An 18,184-nucleotide genomic window follows, 5' to 3' on the forward strand; every position below is an offset into this window, starting at 1 on the left:
GTCAGGAAATCCATACAAAAAAGATTGCTAGTTTTGCTTTTTGCAATTAAAATAGGGGTAATGCTTTGTAGAAAGTTGGAATCGAATCGATGAATACTCAACGAAAATCAGCAACTGAAGATTTGTCCCCACAAGAGAAGATGGCAAGAGGTTCTGCTTGGATGACTGCCAGCAATATCATTTCTCGCTTGCTTGGGGCTGTGTATATTATTCCATGGTATGCCTGGATGGGTGAAAATGCGAAAGCTGCCAATGGATTATTCAATATGGGCTACAATATCTATGCATTGTTCTTACTGATTTCTACGGCTGGGATACCGGCTGCAATCGCCAAACAAACAGCTCGTTACAACTCATTGAATGAATATGGTACTTCTCGGAAGTTGTTTATTCGAGCGTTACAGATGATGGGTGTCTTAGGTATCATATTTTCCGTATTTATGTATGTGGCTTCTCCTTGGTTGGCACATGCTTCTGGCGGTGGGGAAGACCTGATTCCGACGATGCGTTCGCTCAGTATCGCTATCCTCGTCTTTCCTTGTATGAGTGTGATCCGTGGATATTTCCAAGGCAATCAGGAAATGATGCCGTATGCGCTCTCACAAATCGTTGAACAAGTGGCGCGGATCTTTTATTTGTTACTCACGACGTTTATCATCATGAAGGTCATGAAGGGGGATTATGTCACTGCAGTTACGCAATCGACATTTGCCGCATTTATCGGAATGGTGGCAAGTATCCTCGTCCTGCTTTATTTTTTGAAAAAACACCAACGCTATTCCTCTGCCCGTGTGCAGTACAGCAATAATCAAGTAAATATCGCAACGAAAGAATTACTGGTAGATACGATCAAAGAAGCGATCCCATTTATCATCGTTGGTTCTGGTGTGACGATTTTTAAATTAGTGGATCAGTTTACGTTTATCAAAATCATGTCTGCCACTACCGAGTACTCTAAAGCACAGTTGTTAGATCTTTTTTCGATCTTTAGTGCAAACCCCGATAAGCTGACAATGGTCGTGATCGCATTAGCGACATCGATTGCAGCTACTGGATTACCATTGATCACAGAAGCGGTGACATTGAAAGACCACCGAGGACTAGCCAAACTAACGAGTGGGAACCTCCAACTCTTCTCTTTCTTTATGTTTCCCGCGACGTTTGGGGTAATGCTTTTATCTTACCCGCTGAATACTTTGTTTTATACCCCAGATCGATTAGGCAGTCATGTATTGATCCAAGCAAGTTTTGCCGGTCTGTTCTTAGGGCTTTATATGCTTGTTTCCAATATGCTACAAGGAATGTTTGAAAATGCGGCTGCTATCCGTTACTTAGCGATCGGCTTTGTCGTAAAACTGGTCTTGCAGTACCCAATGATTCGTCTATTCGAAGTCTACGGTCCTTTATTTGCAACGATGATCGGCTTTGCCGTATCATGTACGTTGATTTTGAAAAAAATCCACCAAGTCGCTCATTTTAAACCAAGTTTCGTTTGGCGAAGAACCTTACTGATCTTTATCCTGACAATGATGATGTTACTTGCAGCGTGGATCACAAAATTGTTTTTCGGCCTCTTCTTGAGCCAAGAAAGCAAGTTCCAATCCCTGTTGTTGATCTTACTGGTTGCAGGAGTAGGTGGTTTTGTCTATGCCTACCTCGCCCTTAAACTTCGATTAGCAGAACGCTTATTAGGACCAAGCATGATCCGGTTACGTCATCGTTTAAGAATCAAATAACCAATCAAAGGAGTTAAAGATCATGCGTGTCATTATCGTTAACTCCTTTTTCAATGAAAGAATGGAAGTGAGTCTATGCGTTTAGATAAATTTTTAGCAGAAGTCGGCATCGGCAGTCGTAAAGAAGTAAAAGTGCTTATCAAAAAAGGACAAATAAAAGTCAATGAAGAAGTCATCAAAAGTGATAAATTCCAAGTGAAGGAATTTGACGATCAAATCACTTATCTGGATGAACCGTTAGTCTATCAAAAAGATTTTTATTATGTCTTAAACAAGCCTGCAGGTGTCATTTCAGCGACACAAGACAACTATGAACAAACAGTGATGGATCTGTTAAGTGATGAGGATTATCGAGAAGATCTTTTTCCTGTAGGACGTTTGGATAAAGATACCGAAGGATTATTGATCCTCACCAATGATGGAAAATTGGCCCATCGGTTGCTCTCACCTAAAAAACATGTAGAAAAAGAATACTTTGCGAAGGTCAAAGGTGTGATGACAGAAGAAGATATTGACAGTTTCGCACGTGGACTAGTCATTGACAAAGGGGAGCAAACATTACCTGCACAATTATTCATTGATTCCGTCGATCATGAAGAAGAAACGTCAACGATCCGCTTGATCCTTCATGAAGGAAAATTCCATCAGGTAAAAAGAATGGTACAGGCAGTCGGCAAAGAAGTGACCTACTTAAAACGGCTTCGCATGGGTGGCTTCCTATTGCCAGAGTCATTAGACAACGGCGAATACCGGGAACTGACAGAAAATGAATTGCTCCAGTTGCAAGAACAGAATAAATAAAGTGAGAAAAGCAGGATGTCAGCGCCATCGTTGATGTTCTGCTTTTTTACAATCAACTTAGCTGTATTGTCGCATCCATCGATTTTAGCAAGCATTCGTTCAGCAGTAATTACCATAAATCACTTCTTATTTCTCAGAGTGAACCACGTCTATCCGACAACTTCTCTATAATTTGTTTCATTTTATCTATAGTTTGTTTATTTATTCTTGTTTTTGTAAGCGCTATAATTGCGTTGTGAATGACATGAAAGGAGTTTTAAGATGAAAAAGAGAAAGGGGTTAAATCATTTTTTTGCTAATTTATGGAGATATAAAGCATTAGTTTTTATGGCGATCCCGGGTATGCTTTGGATGATTTTTTTCTTTTATATCCCCGTATTAGCCAATGTTGTAGCTTTCAAGAACTTCCATATTTCAGCTGACGGATTTTTAGCTAGTTTACGAGAGAGTCCGTGGGTCGGTTGGGACAATTTCAAATTTTTATTCTCTTCGGATCAAGCTTTCTTGATTACTAAAAACACCGTTCTATATAATGTGACATTTATTCTATTAAACTTATTGATTTCCGTTGTATTTGCTATCATCATGAGTGAGTTGAGAAATAAACGTTTAGTAAAAGTCTATCAAACGATGTCGTTACTTCCATATTTCTTATCTTGGGTCATTATCAGCTATTTTGTTTACGCTTTCTTGAGTCCGGATAAAGGGATCTTCAACCAATGGATCACGGGACATGGTGGCGAAGCAATCAATTGGTATAACGAACCGAAGTATTGGCCATTCATCTTAGTCTTTATTGGAACATGGAAAGGTATCGGATATAACAGTATCATTTACTTTGCTTCAGTAATGGGGATCGATCCAACTTACTATGAAGCAGCGATGGTCGATGGCGCAAGCAAATGGCAGCAGATCAAGCATGTGACACTGCCTCAATTAGTACCATTAATGACGATCCTGACGATCTTAGCTGTCGGAAACATTTTCCGTGCAGACTTTGGTTTGTTCTACAATATTCCGAGAAATTCGGGGGCACTTTATGATGTAACACAAGTGTTGGATACTTATATTTATAATGGCTTGACCTCTACAGGTGACTTTGGGATGACTGCCGCAGCTGGCCTGTATCAATCGGTTGTAGGGTTTGTCTTATTGATGATCACAAATACGATTGCACGTCGCTTCGATAGCGAATCTGCATTGTTCTAAGGGGGAGAAAAAATGAAAAAAAAGAAAGTTGAACGAGTCCAAATTCGCTCATTTAATAAAACAGCGAATTTCTTCTCCAATATATTGATTGCAATTTTTGCTCTTTCTTGTATCTTGCCATTTCTGTTTGTTATTGCCATTTCTTTTACCGACGAATCAGCATTATCCACACACGGATATAGCTTTTGGCCAGAAAAATTCAGTACATTTGGCTATACTTATCTTTTCGGGCAAATGCAAGATAAGATTTTCCAAGCCTTGTTCGTGACGATTCTCGTAACGGTACTAGGAACGTTGATCAACAGTACCGCAACTTCGTTATACGCATATGCGATTTCACGATCGAACTTTCCATTCCGTCGCTTCTTTACCGTTTTTTGTTTGATCACCATGCTGTTTTCACCAGGGATGGTAGCGAACTACTTGGTCATGACGAACCTTTTACAATTAAAAGATACCATCTGGGCATTGATTTTACCGATGGCGGTCAGCCCATTCAATATCATTGTGATGCGTACCTTCTTCAAGCGTTCAGTCTCTGATTCGATCATTGAATCAGCTAGGATCGATGGGGCGACTGAATTACGGATTTTTGTTCAGATTGTTTTACCTTTAGCGATTCCAGGGATTGCGACTATTAGTTTATTCGCAGCCTTAGGGTATTGGAACGACTGGTTTAATGCCTTGCTTTACATCCAAGATGATAAGTTAGTTCCTTTACAGTATTTATTGATGAAGATCCAAAGCAACATTCAATATTTGACACAAAATTCAGGAGCGGGGAGTCAATTATCAGGCGGACTTGCTTCTGTTCCGGGAGAATCAGCTCGAATGGCTATCGTCGTTATCTCAACATTGCCGATCGCAATCAGCTATCCATTCTTCCAGAAACATTTTGTTAAGGGTTTAACGATTGGTGGAGTAAAAGAATAATGCAACAAAAAATAAAAACTTATTTAGGAGGAAGAAAAATGAAGTTATGGAAGAAACTAGCCTTTACAGGGGTTTCCGCACTGATGGTAGGAACGTTGGCAGCTTGCGGATCAGGTTCAAAAGATAAGGCCGATGCAAGTGACTCAACCACGCTACAAATGTATCAAATTGGGGACAAACCAGATAATTTTGATCAATTGATGGATGTCGCAAATAAGAGAATTGAAGATAAAATCGGTGTGAAAGTGAATATCAACTACATTGGCTGGGGCGATTACGAGAAAAAAATGAACGTCATCATCTCGTCAGGTGAAAATTATGATATTGCTTATGCCAATAACTATGTATCGAACGCTCAAAAAGGCGCATTCACTGATTTAACAGATCTAGCACCAAAATATGCAAAAGAAGCGTATGACTCTTTAGATGAGGCATATATAAAAGGAAACTTAGTCAATGGGAAATTGTATGCCATGCCAGTTAACGGGAATGTCTTTGCCCAACAAGTATTGACATTCAATAAACCGTTGCTTGATAAATACAATTTATCTATTGATGGAATTGAAACATATGCAGATGCAGAAAAAGTCTTGAAAGAATTCCACGAAAAAGAACCAAACACAGCAGCGTTTGCGATTGGACAGGGGTTCAGAGTCCAAGGAGATTTCGATTATCCATTAGGAAATGTATCACCGTTTGCTGTTGACTTGAACGGAGATAAAACAAAAATCATCAATCAATATGAAAATGAATCATTTGTCGAAATGTTACGTACGATGCACAGCTGGTACAAACAAGGATTGATCCCAAGTGATGCTGCAACAAGCAACAAAGATTATCCTTTAGAAGGAAACACTTGGTTGATGCGTGGAGAAACACAAGGACCTTACGATTATGGTGATACGATCTTAACGAATGCAGCAAAACAAGAATTGGTTTCAAAAGCAATCACTGTACCATTGAAATCAACAGCACAAGCACAAATGGCAAACTTCGTTGTTTCTAATACCTCTAAAAACAAAGAAAAAGCAGTTGAATTCTTGGGATTGCTAAACAGTGATCCAGAACTGTTGAATGGCTTAGTATGGGGAATCGAAGGCGATGCATGGGAGAAAGATGGCAATGACAAGATCAAATTGCTAGATGGCTACCAACCAAATATGCATATGTCTGCTTGGAATACAGGAAACAACAAGATCCTTTACACACAAGACACGATCACAGATGAAATGATCGCTAAAAGAGATCAATCGATTGCGGATGCAGAAGTATCACCAATCTTAGGATTCAGCTTCAATACAGATAACGTGAAAACAGAAATGAGTAACATTTCAAATGTCATGAACCAATATTTGGATGGCTTGAATACAGGAACAGTTGATCCAGATGAAACATTACCTAAATTGATGGATGCTTTAGATAAAGCAGGTTATGACAAAGTATTGACGGAAATGCAAAAACAATACGATGCATTTCAAAAAGAAAGTAAATAAATAAGAAGCTAAGTCAAAGTGCTAAGCTCCTAAAGATAAGCAGAATTTTTCCGAAAATTGCACTTCAGATTTTTGGTTGATTCTGCTTATTTTTTAGTAAAGTAAACGTTTATAAAAAGAAAAATAAATTAGGGTATCGTAGAAAAAGTGTGGTTTACTTATACGTTGCTCTTGTATAATGAAAAGGAATACAAGTCGTTCTTGGAGGGGATAGTTATGTTAGGGAAAGCATTGGAAACATTATTTATCAGAGTCTGGGTCGTTATGAAACTGACGTTATATTTTTGGGCATACACAGTACTTGGAGGGATCGTTCTAGGGATTGGTCCAGCATGCAAGGCTGTGAATGAACTATTTTATACGTACGAGTTTGAGTATAAAGAAATTACGTTTAAGCGGGGATGGAAAATTTTCAAGCAATCGTTTAAGCGAGGAAATCTGTTGTTTGGTTTATTTTTAGTCGTTGCACTTTTGCTTGGTTATAATTTGTATCTATCCGTTCAAATCAAGGGAATCTTGTTTTTAGTGATCGATTTTGTACTTATTTTTGCCTTGCTTTATGCTTATGCAACGTATCAATATAGTTTGATCTTAGATAGCGAATATGAAATCTCACTGCCTAATTTACTAAAATTAAGTTTTGTCTCTAGTTTTTCTAGTTTTCCCGCATTTTTAAAATTATTGATCGGCGGGGGCATCATTTTCTGGATCACTTGGAATTATAAGGGATTGATTCTTTTCGGTTTGATCGGACTGCTCACCGTTTGGAACGGCTTGGTGACCAAACAGTGGCGTGAAAAGTTAGACACGCACTTGGAAAGCTATGAGTAAGCTACGTATCTTATTTGCGAAGGGGACATTGTTGAATCGGTTGCTGAGAAAGTATGCGCTGGTCATGATCTTATTGACGATGTTAGCGACAGGGATCATTAGTGTCCATACTTGGATGCAAACACAAGCACAAGCAGAACAAATGACGAATGAAGCACTGCAAAGCACAAGTCGGACACTGAACGACAAAACTACCCTAAGTAAAATCATCAAAGATCAGTTATTCGGAAATTCAGAAAAAATCGAGAATGCGACCACTTACTTGACCAAACCCATCGATCAGTATTTGATGTATGCCTATGACCAACAGCAAAACATAGCAGATTTTCAATCCTTTCCCAATCAAATGCGGGATATCTATGTGAATTATGAAGAAGTCAGTACTTTGTATGTCGTTTTTAGCCAACTGCCTGAATACTTTGAATCATCAAGGGTGAACAAAGGAGGTACTATTCACAGTGGTACGCCAAAGCTTTCAGATGCATTTTATATTAAACTGTCCATCACACAAGGTGGGAGTGAAGTAGGGAGTATCTTTGTTGGCTTTGATAAACAAGAACTGGACGCTACCTTGGAAAGCCTGAATTCTTTCAACGGGTTGTCGTTGTATATGATTTCAGGAACGACGAATCGGCTCTATACTTTCCATGACAAGGGTATGCCTAAAACAGTATTGACGATGCAAGAGCAGACGATCCTAAAGAGCCTCCAAAAAAATTCTACATTGCCGATCGAAGAGTTGAATCAGCGCAACTTTGTCCGCTATCAGCGATTGCCAGATGATTATCGAGTATTAGCTACTTTGGATCGCCAGTCTGTTCGGCAGGCAATTGCCAGAAATCTTGCACCTTTAGTGGTTGGAGTGATCATTTTAGATGGCGTCCTCCTTTACTTTTTGTACCGCACGTTCAAACGTTATTCGCAACAAGTGGATATCGTGATGTCCGCAATGGATGAAACTGCGAAAGGAAATCTGGATACACGCATCGATACTACTTTGACAGAATATGAATTGAAGGATCTGTCGGTCGGTATCAATGAAATGCTAGATAGTATCAATCAGTTTGTGGAAGACATCTATAAATTGGAAATCAAACAACAAGATGCGCATATGCGTGCACTGCAAGCGCAGATCAACCCGCATTTTTTATATAATACACTGGAATATATCCGAATGTATGCCCTAAGTGAAGGAAGCGAAGAACTAGCTGATGTAGTTTACGCATTTTCGGCGTTGTTACGGAACAATACAAACCAGGAAAAAACGATCAGTTTAAAAGAAGAGCTGGATTTTTGTGAAAAGTATGTCTATTTATATCAAATGCGTTATCCGAACCGCATTGCCTATCATTTTTCTCTTGCTCCTGAGCTAGAAAAAATCGAAGTGCCCAAGTTTGTGATCCAACCTTTGATCGAAAATTATTTCAAACACGGGATCGACTTTACTCGTTTTGATAATGCATTGAGTGTCAAAGTCTTTCATGAAGGGCAGCGAGTAATGATCGTCGTCAAAGATAACGGTAAAGGGATCACACCAGAACGCATTGAAGAGATCGAAGCTAGACTGGCACAACCCAAAGTCGAACTTTACCAGTCGATTGGTTTGCAAAATGTCAATGAACGGTTGCGTGCTAGCTTTGGCAGCAGTTATCAAATGAGATTGACAAAAAATAAAGAAGGAGGTCTAACGGTTACTATCACATTCAAGGAAAAGGGGAAGAAAGATGTATCGAGTGTTATTAGTAGATGATGAATATATGATTTTGACTGGACTAAAAAAGATCATTGACTGGTCAAGTTTAGGATTTCAAGTGGTAGCAACTGCCGAAAATGCTATGCAAGGACTATCAATACTAGAAAACCAGAAAATCGATTTAGTCATAACAGATGTGACGATGCCTGAGATGAATGGTCTTGAATTTATCGAAGCGGCACAAAAAGAACACCATACATTTGAATTTATGATACTTTCTGGTTATCAGGAATTTGATTATCTAAAGAGCGGGATGCAACTAGGTGCGGTCAATTACCTGATGAAGCCAGTCAATAAAGCAGAACTAAGTGACAGCCTGAAAAAAGTGAAGCAACGGTTAGATCAACAAAATGAGCAAAAAAACCAGCAAGAGATTTATCAAGAAGTCCTTTTTAGTCAATGGCTCAATGAGGAACTTGATGAATCAAGCGAAGAAGAGCTGTTAGCAAAAATAGGGGGAGAGCAAAGACGTATTTTATTGGCCCAACTCCCACGGACGATGGAAAAACCAGTCTATGAGTGGCTGAGAAATCAGCAAGAGTCCTTTTATTCACAACGAAATTTCGGTGAGATGCTTTTATTTACGCTGTTGCTGAATGAAACAGCTATTTCAAGATTTTGCCGTTTTATCCAAAACCAGTGTACCGATCAAGAGTGGTTCATCAGTATAGGGGATGAAACAGCAGATCCAGATAAGATACCTGAAAGTTACCAACATGCAAAGGATAATCTACAGCTACACCAGTTTTATGGGGAGAAAGACCAACAAATCTTTTTTGCAGAGCAAGCCGCAGCGGAAGAACAGGCCATTGACTTTTCTTCGTTTAGCCGCTCACTTCAAAGTGGTCAACTGGACGTAGCACAACAGATGGTGACCGATTTTTTTGAGCAGTTTCAGACAGCCGTCATGACGCCAGAAGATATCCGGCATTTTAGCTTCTTACTGTTCATGGATATCCAAAGAGAATTGATCAGTTTAGAAGATGAGGAATACTTCAAAGGGATACAGTACATCAATCAGGCTAAAACAGTGCAAGAACTCCATGAATTATTGCTGTCTCTGATCAAAGCTCAACAAAAACAAAAGAAATATAGTGAGAATGTTGAGCGAGTGATCTCGATTTTACATGAACAGTTCAAAGAACCATTGACCTTGAAAGATGTCTCCGAGAACTTGCATTTGAATGTCATGTATCTTGGACAATTATTCAAGAAAGAAACGAAAAAAAGTTTTTCTGCCTACCTCAATCATTTGCGTATCGAACAGGCAAAGTGGCTGCTCCTCCACAGCAATCAGAATATCAATGAGATATCTGCTGAGATAGGTTACAATAACACGACTTATTTTTCTAAACTATTCAAGAAGATCGTAGGCAAATCTCCAAAAGATTACCGAGAAGAACGAGGTTGAACAAATTAATGCATTTGATGAAATGGAGTATCAGGCAATCGCTTGGGCTCCTTTTTGTTAGGAACAATTTCAAGAAAAGATATAGCTAAAACTGAATATAGTGAAACTTGTCTAATTTTCCATAGTTAGATACAATTTCCATAGAGTAAGGTAAGGCAATCTTTAAATGAACTGGTTGAGATTGTTTTTCTTAGAGACGAGAAGAGGGAGAATATGGAATTTTTACGTAGATATGGTTTTTATTTTTTATTGGCGGGTGTCGTGAGTGATTTTTTGACACCCTATATTTTAGGGTTTTTCTATCCTCAATTAAATCAAATGACCACAGTGATCAGTGTTTTTGGCGATGTGGGCAGTCCTGTTAGAAAAGCCTTTTTGATTTGGTCAGTTGTTTCAGGCTGTTTCTTTGTTCTAGCACTTCCTGCTGTGTATCAGACTTTTGTAGCGGCATCAAGGCCATTGGCTTTGATACTAGCTGCAGCTATTGGTTTTTATGGGGTATGTGACTGTATTTTTACTGGACTATTCAGTGTGGATACGAACGAATCCTCATGGAATCTGTCAACTTGGGTCCACAATATAGGTTCAGGGATCGGTTATGCTGGTTTCCTACTCTTTCCCTTAATTGTTTTTCTCATTTATCGTACAATGGGAAATACGCAATTCAGTCAGCTTTTTTTGGGGTTGACGATCATTAGCTTTTTAGTTGCTAGTGGGTACGGTTTAGCTAGGATACCTGGGGTGAATCGGTTGCCACTGTTGAATCAATTAGGTTTCTGGCAACGACTTAGTTTCTTCTTCAATTATTTGCCGATTGGAATATTAAGTATCTTGCAAATAAAACCTTGATTTTGAGTTTCAAAATGATAAGATGAATCGACTAAGGCATAAAAAATTCCATGAGGGAGCTTATAAATTTAGATGAGAAACATAAAATTAACGATCGAATATGATGGTAAACGATACTCTGGTTGGCAACGGCTAGGTGATGACGATAAAACGATCCAAGGAAAAATTGAAGCAACGTTAGCAAAGATGACTGGTGAAACAATCGAAATCATTGGTTCTGGCAGAACAGATGCTGGAACACATGCGAGGGGACAAGTAGCAAACTTTAAAACTTCCTCGGAGATGGCATTACAGGAAATGCTTGCTTTTTTGAATCGCTATCTGCCAAGAGATATCGTGGTGAAACAAATCGAAGAAATGCCTGAACGTTTCCATGCACGCTACAACGCAAAAGGTAAGAAATATAGCTATTATGTCTGGAATGAAACAATTCCAACAGTTTTCGAACGCAATCATAGTTTTTATTTTCCCCAAACGTTAGATCTTGCTAAAATGAAGGAAGCTTGCCAAAAATTGGAAGGCACACATGATTTTATTGGTTTTTCGGCATTGAAAAAGACGAAAAAATCAACGGTTCGGACGATTCAAGAACTATCGATCGAACAAGAAGGACAAATGTTGCACTTTACATTTGTAGGTGATGGTTTCTTGTACAAGATGGTGCGGATCATCATGGGAACTTTGCTGGATATCGGAACAGGCAAAATGCAAGTCACAGAAATCGATGAGATTTTTGAAAACAAAATACGAAAGCAAGCGGGTGAAACAGTGCCTGCGCAAGGTCTATTTCTAGATGAAGTGTATTATCAATAAATAGAATAAATATACAAGTGCGCTTGTAAAAAATATAAGTCGAAAAGTCAATGGGACCTCCCGAAAGTAGTGATCACTATTTTTAGGAGGTTCTATTTTGCATTGAATCGTGAAAAATTGTACATGTATATAGAGAAGAATGATTTTGTTCTCCTTGTAATAAAACGTGTCATAGATCAAGGAAAATAAACGGCATAAAATTCAACATATGATTAGCTGTGTACCACTCTTTTCCCATTAAAATTGCCTATTTTTTTCTTTCGCTTTTTTTCCTTTTTCTTTCGCTTATTTGAATAATTTTTCCTAATTGATTTTATTGAAGCGCTACCAATGTTCCGGATTTTGTGAAAAAAGTATTTTTTCTGGCGGAAAAAAGTGACTAGGATTATAATGGCTTACACAAAGTAAGTATATTGTATATACATAATAAGAAGGCGATTTTATGAGGGATTAACTGGACAACTTATTTCATAAATTTTTTCACAACGCACCATGAAATAATCACAAAGTTAAAAATGGTATGTCTCAATTATGGAGGAAATAACCTATGTCACAGTTACATGTCAACTATCTGTTTATTCCATTGCTTATTTCATTGTTTGCCGTTAGTGGTTACGGGATATGGGAGCTTTTTTTAGCCCTACGCCACAAACGTTCAAAAGAACATTATGTCAAAGAAGTTTTACGTTCGTTTGATAAAATGTTTGTCCTCATACCTACGCTAAATGAAAAGGAAACAATCGGGGCGATGATTGAGAATTTAGTGGAAATCAGTAACGAGTTAAAAAAAGCGATTCCCATTACCTTGGTGGTAATCAATGACGCTTCAACAGATGGAACCGCCGAAGTACTTGCTGATTATCAGGGACATCAAAATTTGAAAGTGATTACACGAGAACTACCTGATGCACAAGAAGGGAAGGGAGCAGCATTAAATGCAGGATTAGACTGGATCGAAACGCTAGGTCTAGATGAAAATAAAACAATCGTTGGGGTCATTGACAGTGACAGTACCCCGGATAGTTTACTCTTTTCAAATGTTTACCAAGCATTTATTCATTCCAACTATGATTTGATCCAAACTGGCGTTCAAATCGTCAATGCCAACAGCTTTTTAACATTGATGCAAAAATTTGAATTTGAGATTATCAATTTGTTGTCACAGATTATTCGTAACGATTGGGGTTCAGCTTTGGCAAGTGGAAATGGGCAATTCATGACATTGAAAATGACTAGTGAAATTCGTTGGCGAGGAACATTGCTAGATGATTTGGATTTTTCTATCAATGGTTTATTGAAAGGGTATTATGGTGGTTTCTTATCCCAAACACTGGTCCCACAGGAAGGAGTTTTGAGTTATCACAAGTTGATCAAGCAACGTGTTCGTTGGTGTCAAGGCGGCATGCAATGCTTTTTTCGGTACACAAAATCTGTTTTCAAAAGTAAAATGATCAGTCCGCAATTAAAATCGGATATTGTGGCTTTTATGATTTCTGCCTTTTTTTCGATGCTGATTTTTCCATCATCATTGGTATCGATCATTGTAATGATCATTCTATTCTTCCATTATCCGTTATCTACTTTTTTCATTTTTTGTGGCATCCTTCTGATCAACGGACTCATTGCGTTTACAGTGTATTATTCGACTGCCTATGTGTTAAAAGTGGATAAAACACTGGATAATAAACTATCGATTTTAAAGTTTGCTTATGGCAATCTTTTGTATACATGGCTGTTGTCACCAGTAGCTTACATCGCTTTTTTCCGTTTAGTGATAGGTAAAAACAATTGGGAAAAAACCAGTCACGATGGCAGTCAATCTTCCAAAGAACTGGGGGAAGTAAAGTGAAAAAAGAATTAGGGTTAAAAAAAATCGTTCACTATTTTGGTCTGTGTTTGACATTTGTAGTCTTAGGAAATTCTCTTTGGATCGTGTGGCAAGCTTATTTTGAAAATGCACGTGCTGATTGGCTATGGCTGGTGATAGGCGGTGTAATTAGTATTGGTGTTTTCATCGCGATCATACAAATCAGTAAAGTGTTAGAGAAAAACTATTTAGGCTGGCTATTGCTGGTATTGTTTCTTCTGACTATACCTAAAATCATCATGATATTTATCTATCCACTTGAACCGGTATCAGATATGTGGTCTTACAATGTGTTAGCCGATCTCAGAGCTTCGGGCTTTAGCTGGCCTATATTGCTTAAACGAGGAATGTTGGATCTAGATTTGATTTATCCGCATGTTTTGCATATTGGTTCGCTGTTTGGGGCTTTTTATTGGGTAGTAATGAAAAATGTTTTGGTTTTACAATTCTTAAATATCACGTTGACATTTCTTGATGCAATCTTACTTTACTACATCATTGAATTTTGGGGTGGAAAACGTGCAGGCATCATCGCTGCCCTACTTTTTTACTTGATCCCGAATTATTATATCTACAGTGGATTGATCGGTGCTGAACCTCTTTGGTTAACCTTTGTTTTATTGAGTGTCTTCTTCTTCAACAAACTATTTAGGCCTGAATATGAGCGGACTACGCGCCAATATTGGGCGTTTACTGCTGCAGTGATTGCTAGTCTGCTCGTGGGAAATCTATTTCGCCCGATGATGTTGATCATTGCTGCTGCGAACTTTTTATACGCTATTTTTAGTTATGGAAATGATCGAGCATCACAGCGTTACTCGGCTAAAAAGAGGATCGCTACCTCCGCGATTATTTTAGGAGCCTTTCTGGTGGTCAGCGGATTTCAAACTCAGCTAGATCGCTTGTGGTATCAGTTACCGGTGGCTAATGCCAATGTAGGGATCGATTACACGATCGCTACAGGTCAAAATAGTGACAAAAATGGTATGTACAATGAAAAAATCATCGAGCAACTAGAAAAAATAAAAGAAGATACAACAATCAGCCAAGCCAAACGATTTGATGAGATGCAAACATACTTGATCCAGTATCGTGACAATCAATTTGCGCAAAGGAAAACATTCGGACAATGGACAGGTTTTTTAGAAGCAAAAATGAAAAATTTTGCGACCGATGAAACTTGGGTACGTTTGATTTATCAAAATATCAAATTATATCCTTCAGATGAAGTATTTATTCAAAAAAAGAGTGTCAAGATCTGGGATGCTATCATCACTAGCAATCAATTGCTATTCATTGCCGCAAGTTTACTAGCTTTACTAAAAAGACTGTTTTGGAATAGACATCCACGACTTTCTTCCCACAATGACAATGGATTGTTTTATTTTGAAATGCTTTATGTAGCAATCATCGTTTTTTACCTGATCGTGGAAATCCAATCACGTTATCAAGTACCGCTATATTTGTCTTTGACCTCATTTGTAGCTCTTGGTTTTTATTCAAAAAACAACAGCCTGAGAAAAATAAAAGAAGAATAACAGGGTGAGTTTAGGATAAGAGTTACACGACATGTTTTTACTTTGATATCATCGTGTAATGATCTAGTAGTTTTAACTGTACAAGTTTTTGGAAAATAATCAGTAGCGTTTATTTTTGAAATTATTCAAGTAGGAAAGTAAGTGATTTTATGAAAATAAAAGTAATGTCTGTTTTTGGTACTCGACCAGAAGCAATCAAAATGGCCCCATTAGTAAAAGCTCTCGAAAATGATCCGCGTTTTGACTCACTCATCACAGTTACTGCTCAACATCGCGAAATGCTGGATCAAGTCTTAGAAATTTTTGATATAACCCCTGATTATGATCTGGATATTATGAGTACCACCCAGACATTGACTAATATCACTACTAAAATATTACGACAACTTTTCCCGATTTTTAAAAAAGAAAAGCCAGATTTGGTTTTAGTCCACGGCGATACTACTACTACTTTTGCCGCAGCAACAGCAGCATTTTATCAAAAAATAAAAATCGGTCATGTGGAAGCTGGGTTGCGTACTTGGCAGAAATACGCGCCTTTTCCCGAAGAAATGAACCGGCAATTGACAGATGTATTAGCCGATTTTTACTTTACACCAACTAATTTAAGTCGGGATAACTTACTAAAAGAAAATCATCCAGAAAGTCAGATTTTTGTTACTGGAAATACGGCAATTGACGCAATGAATTATACGATTACAGGGGATTATCAGCATGCGCGTTTGCCTAAAGATTATAAAAAAATTATTTTAGTGACGATGCATCGCCGCGAAAATATCGGAGAACCGATGCGCAATGTTTTCAGGGGATTGGCTAAGATCGCGAGAGAATTTCCTGATGTGTCGATTATTTTCCCTATGCATAAGAATCCTCAAGTACGCCTACCAGCTGAAGAAATCTTAGGTTCTTTAGAAAATGTCGAGTTGATCGAACCTCTGGATGTACTTGATTTTCATAATTTTGCTGCCCATAGTTACTTAGTTTTGACTGATTCTGGCGGTGTCCAAGAAGAAGCACCATCATTAGGCGTGCCCGTATTCGTGTTGCGAGATACTACGGAAAGACCAGAAGGTGTCGCAGCTGGTGTACTCAAGCTGATTGGAACCAATGAAACATCTGTTTATGAAGAAACAAAAAATATTTTGCTGCACCCAGAAATCCAGGAAGAAATGTCTCAAAAAGAAAATCCTTACGGTGATGGTCATGCGAGTGAACGGATTATTGAAATCATCAGTGCAGCCTTTTCCGAGGTAAAAGTAGCGATGTGAAAAAACTTTGGAGAAGTCATTTTATGAAACCATCTAATCGCTAAAAAGAGTGAACGAATCAAACTAAATAAATTTGTAATGAGGTCGAGACAAAAGTTGTTTCGGTTTGAGGAATTGGAGAAAAAAACGAGCAATACGCTTTTTGTATTGCTCGTTTTTTTGAAATTTCCGAAAAACCTGACTTTTGGACGCCGTTTATTCTAGAATCTGTAGCAGAACTGATTTTTAGAATTGTTCCAAGAGCGTGGGACAAAAGTTAGAAACACTTTTGTCTTATTCTTTAAAAACGAATAAACGGTGGGAGCAGAAGCAACTCCTTCTTAAATAAGCCGAAATTCAAAAAAATTTGAAAAGTAATTTTCGTGAATTTCTTCTTATTTCTCGGAGTTAAACACTTCTGTCCCAACCTCTTTTTTGTGTATTTTTTTATTCTGATAGGTAAAAAACAAGACCGTTTAAGGATTTTGGTTATTTTATATTTTTTTTGTATAGGAAGAACTTAAATGGAATAACGGTTTCATGGAGAGGGATAATCAAAAAAAGCGTAACCTCGATTATTTAATTGAAAAGCGATTGCAAAAGGGAAAACCTAGTCCTATAATAAACATGTGATTTCCTAATAGGTAATTATAATTTCTGTATAAGAAATTTAAAAAGAGGAGGAATTTTTATGTCAAGTTTTTCGTTAGATTCATTTAGCTTAAAAGGAAAGGTAGCATTAGTCACTGGAGCCTCCTATGGAATCGGTTTCGCGATTGCTTCAGCTTTTGCAAAAGCAGGTGCGACGATTGTATTCAATGATATCAAACAAGAATTAGTTGATAAGGGAATTGCCGCTTATAAGGAAAATGGGATCATTGCAAATGGATATGTTTGTGATGTGACGGATGAAGAATCAGTTACTGATTTCATCAAGAAAGTAGAAGATGAGGTTGGTTTGATTGATATTTTAGTGAATAATGCTGGCATCATCAAACGAATTCCAATGTTAGAAATGAGTGCTAAAGATTTCCGACAAGTGATCGATGTAGATTTAAATGCGCCTTTTATTGTCTCTAAAGCGGTCATCCCAGGAATGATCAAAAATGGGCACGGAAAAATCATCAATATTTGTTCGATGATGAGTGAGTTAGGACGCGAAACAGTAAGTGCATATGCTGCTGCAAAAGGTGGATTGAAGATGCTGACTCGTAACATCTGTTCTGAATATGGGGATGCGAATATCCAATGTAACGGAATTGGCCCTGGTTATATTGCTACACCGCAAACTGCACCATTAAGAGAACTCCAAGCTGATGGCTCTCGTCATCCATTCGATCAATTTATTATCTCTAAAACACCAGCTGCGCGTTGGGGAAATACAGATGACTTACAAGGTCCTGCAGTCTTCCTTGCTTCAGACGCTTCCAATTTTATTAACGGGCATATTTTATATGTAGACGGTGGTATTTTGGCATACATCGGTAAACAACCATAAATATCAAATAGTAAAAATAGTGAGCCTTGATCTTTCAAAAAACGTGTTCTTTTTGGAAGTTTAAGGCTTAGTACTAAAAATGATTTGTGAATAAGTGAATAAAGGTATTTTCTAAAGGCGCGATCGTGGGTATTGGCGAATATTTTATGCAAATAAGTGATTGGTTTTGGTGTGGCGAACAGATAAATAGAAAGAAGAGAAAATT

14 protein-coding genes are annotated in these 18,184 nt (G+C 38.0%); all 14 read left to right on the forward strand.

Going from position 1 to position 18,184, the window contains the following annotated elements; all coding sequences use genetic code 11:
• Window positions 1-89 precede the first annotated feature (89 nt).
• The 14 genes from FGQ66_RS07175 (at window position 90) to FGQ66_RS07240 (ending at window position 17,979) form a co-directional block, all read left to right on the forward strand.
• Window positions 90-1,736 carry a putative polysaccharide biosynthesis protein gene (locus tag FGQ66_RS07175; RefSeq protein WP_138302056.1) on the forward strand — a complete coding sequence of 549 codons (1,647 nt, stop codon included), beginning with the start codon at window positions 90-92 and terminating at the stop codon, window positions 1,734-1,736.
• Window positions 1,737-1,811: 75 nt separating this feature from the next.
• Complete coding sequence (locus tag FGQ66_RS07180; RefSeq protein ID WP_138302057.1) at window positions 1,812-2,537, forward strand: pseudouridine synthase; 726 nt, start codon at window positions 1,812-1,814, stop codon at window positions 2,535-2,537.
• 261 nt (window positions 2,538-2,798) lie between these two features.
• Complete coding sequence (locus FGQ66_RS07185) at window positions 2,799-3,746, forward strand: ABC transporter permease (RefSeq protein ID WP_005877947.1); 948 nt, start codon at window positions 2,799-2,801, stop codon at window positions 3,744-3,746.
• 12 nt (window positions 3,747-3,758) lie between these two features.
• Window positions 3,759-4,679 (forward strand): carbohydrate ABC transporter permease, encoded by a 921-nt coding sequence (locus FGQ66_RS07190; RefSeq protein WP_138302058.1) that lies wholly within the window; start codon window positions 3,759-3,761, stop codon window positions 4,677-4,679.
• Between the two features lie 38 nt (window positions 4,680-4,717).
• Window positions 4,718-6,172 carry an ABC transporter substrate-binding protein gene (locus FGQ66_RS07195; RefSeq protein WP_005877944.1) on the forward strand — a complete coding sequence of 485 codons (1,455 nt, stop codon included), beginning with the start codon at window positions 4,718-4,720 and terminating at the stop codon, window positions 6,170-6,172.
• Between the two features lie 216 nt (window positions 6,173-6,388).
• Entirely contained in the window at window positions 6,389-7,003 is a 615-nt protein-coding gene (locus FGQ66_RS07200) for a YesL family protein (RefSeq protein ID WP_113846492.1), read from the forward strand.
• A complete protein-coding gene (locus FGQ66_RS07205; RefSeq protein ID WP_138302059.1) occupies window positions 6,996-8,753 on the forward strand; it encodes a sensor histidine kinase in 1,758 nt (585 codons plus the stop codon). Before FGQ66_RS07200 ends, FGQ66_RS07205 begins: the two co-directional genes overlap by 8 nt.
• Complete coding sequence (locus FGQ66_RS07210; protein WP_138302060.1) at window positions 8,728-10,167, forward strand: response regulator transcription factor; 1,440 nt, start codon at window positions 8,728-8,730, stop codon at window positions 10,165-10,167. The genes FGQ66_RS07205 and FGQ66_RS07210 overlap by 26 nt, the downstream gene beginning before the upstream one ends.
• A gap of 213 nt (window positions 10,168-10,380) precedes the next feature.
• Complete coding sequence (locus FGQ66_RS07215; RefSeq protein ID WP_138302061.1) at window positions 10,381-11,016, forward strand: DUF998 domain-containing protein; 636 nt, start codon at window positions 10,381-10,383, stop codon at window positions 11,014-11,016.
• Between the two features lie 72 nt (window positions 11,017-11,088).
• On the forward strand, window positions 11,089-11,829 hold the full coding sequence (gene truA / locus FGQ66_RS07220) for a tRNA pseudouridine(38-40) synthase TruA (protein WP_005877929.1): 741 nt from the start codon (window positions 11,089-11,091) through the stop codon (window positions 11,827-11,829).
• Between the two features lie 547 nt (window positions 11,830-12,376).
• Window positions 12,377-13,678 (forward strand): glycosyltransferase, encoded by a 1,302-nt coding sequence (locus FGQ66_RS07225; RefSeq protein WP_138302062.1) that lies wholly within the window; start codon window positions 12,377-12,379, stop codon window positions 13,676-13,678.
• Complete coding sequence (locus FGQ66_RS07230; protein WP_138302063.1) at window positions 13,675-15,234, forward strand: phospholipid carrier-dependent glycosyltransferase; 1,560 nt, start codon at window positions 13,675-13,677, stop codon at window positions 15,232-15,234. Before FGQ66_RS07225 ends, FGQ66_RS07230 begins: the two co-directional genes overlap by 4 nt.
• A 149-nt stretch (window positions 15,235-15,383) precedes the next feature.
• Window positions 15,384-16,502, forward strand: coding sequence for a non-hydrolyzing UDP-N-acetylglucosamine 2-epimerase (gene wecB / locus FGQ66_RS07235; protein WP_138302064.1), 1,119 nt, complete (start codon window positions 15,384-15,386; stop codon window positions 16,500-16,502).
• Between the two features lie 670 nt (window positions 16,503-17,172).
• On the forward strand, window positions 17,173-17,979 hold the full coding sequence (locus FGQ66_RS07240) for a gluconate 5-dehydrogenase (protein WP_005877919.1): 807 nt from the start codon (window positions 17,173-17,175) through the stop codon (window positions 17,977-17,979).
• Window positions 17,980-18,184: the final 205 nt, after the last annotated feature.

It is taken from the genome of Enterococcus sp. BSD2780061688st2 D3 (genome assembly GCF_005844145.1).
In the GTDB taxonomy this organism is placed as follows: Bacteria; Bacillota; Bacilli; order Lactobacillales; family Enterococcaceae; genus Enterococcus_B; species Enterococcus_B durans.

Bases quoted from the DNA above. Each gene is read 5' to 3' on its own strand.
- FGQ66_RS07175 (WP_138302056.1), top strand. From the start codon at position 90: ATGAATACTCAACGAAAATCAGCAACTGAAGATTTGTCCCCACAAGAG.
- FGQ66_RS07180 (WP_138302057.1), top strand. From the start codon at position 1,812: ATGCGTTTAGATAAATTTTTAGCAGAAGTCGGCATCGGCAGTCGTAAA.
- FGQ66_RS07185 (WP_005877947.1), top strand. From the start codon at position 2,799: ATGAAAAAGAGAAAGGGGTTAAATCATTTTTTTGCTAATTTATGGAGA.
- FGQ66_RS07190 (WP_138302058.1), top strand. From the start codon at position 3,759: ATGAAAAAAAAGAAAGTTGAACGAGTCCAAATTCGCTCATTTAATAAA.
- FGQ66_RS07195 (WP_005877944.1), top strand. From the start codon at position 4,718: ATGAAGTTATGGAAGAAACTAGCCTTTACAGGGGTTTCCGCACTGATG.
- FGQ66_RS07200 (WP_113846492.1), top strand. From the start codon at position 6,389: ATGTTAGGGAAAGCATTGGAAACATTATTTATCAGAGTCTGGGTCGTT.
- FGQ66_RS07205 (WP_138302059.1), top strand. From the start codon at position 6,996: ATGAGTAAGCTACGTATCTTATTTGCGAAGGGGACATTGTTGAATCGG.
- FGQ66_RS07210 (WP_138302060.1), top strand. From the start codon at position 8,728: ATGTATCGAGTGTTATTAGTAGATGATGAATATATGATTTTGACTGGA.
- FGQ66_RS07215 (WP_138302061.1), top strand. From the start codon at position 10,381: ATGGAATTTTTACGTAGATATGGTTTTTATTTTTTATTGGCGGGTGTC.
- truA (WP_005877929.1), top strand. From the start codon at position 11,089: ATGAGAAACATAAAATTAACGATCGAATATGATGGTAAACGATACTCT.
- FGQ66_RS07225 (WP_138302062.1), top strand. From the start codon at position 12,377: ATGTCACAGTTACATGTCAACTATCTGTTTATTCCATTGCTTATTTCA.
- wecB (WP_138302064.1), top strand. From the start codon at position 15,384: ATGAAAATAAAAGTAATGTCTGTTTTTGGTACTCGACCAGAAGCAATC.
- FGQ66_RS07240 (WP_005877919.1), top strand. From the start codon at position 17,173: ATGTCAAGTTTTTCGTTAGATTCATTTAGCTTAAAAGGAAAGGTAGCA.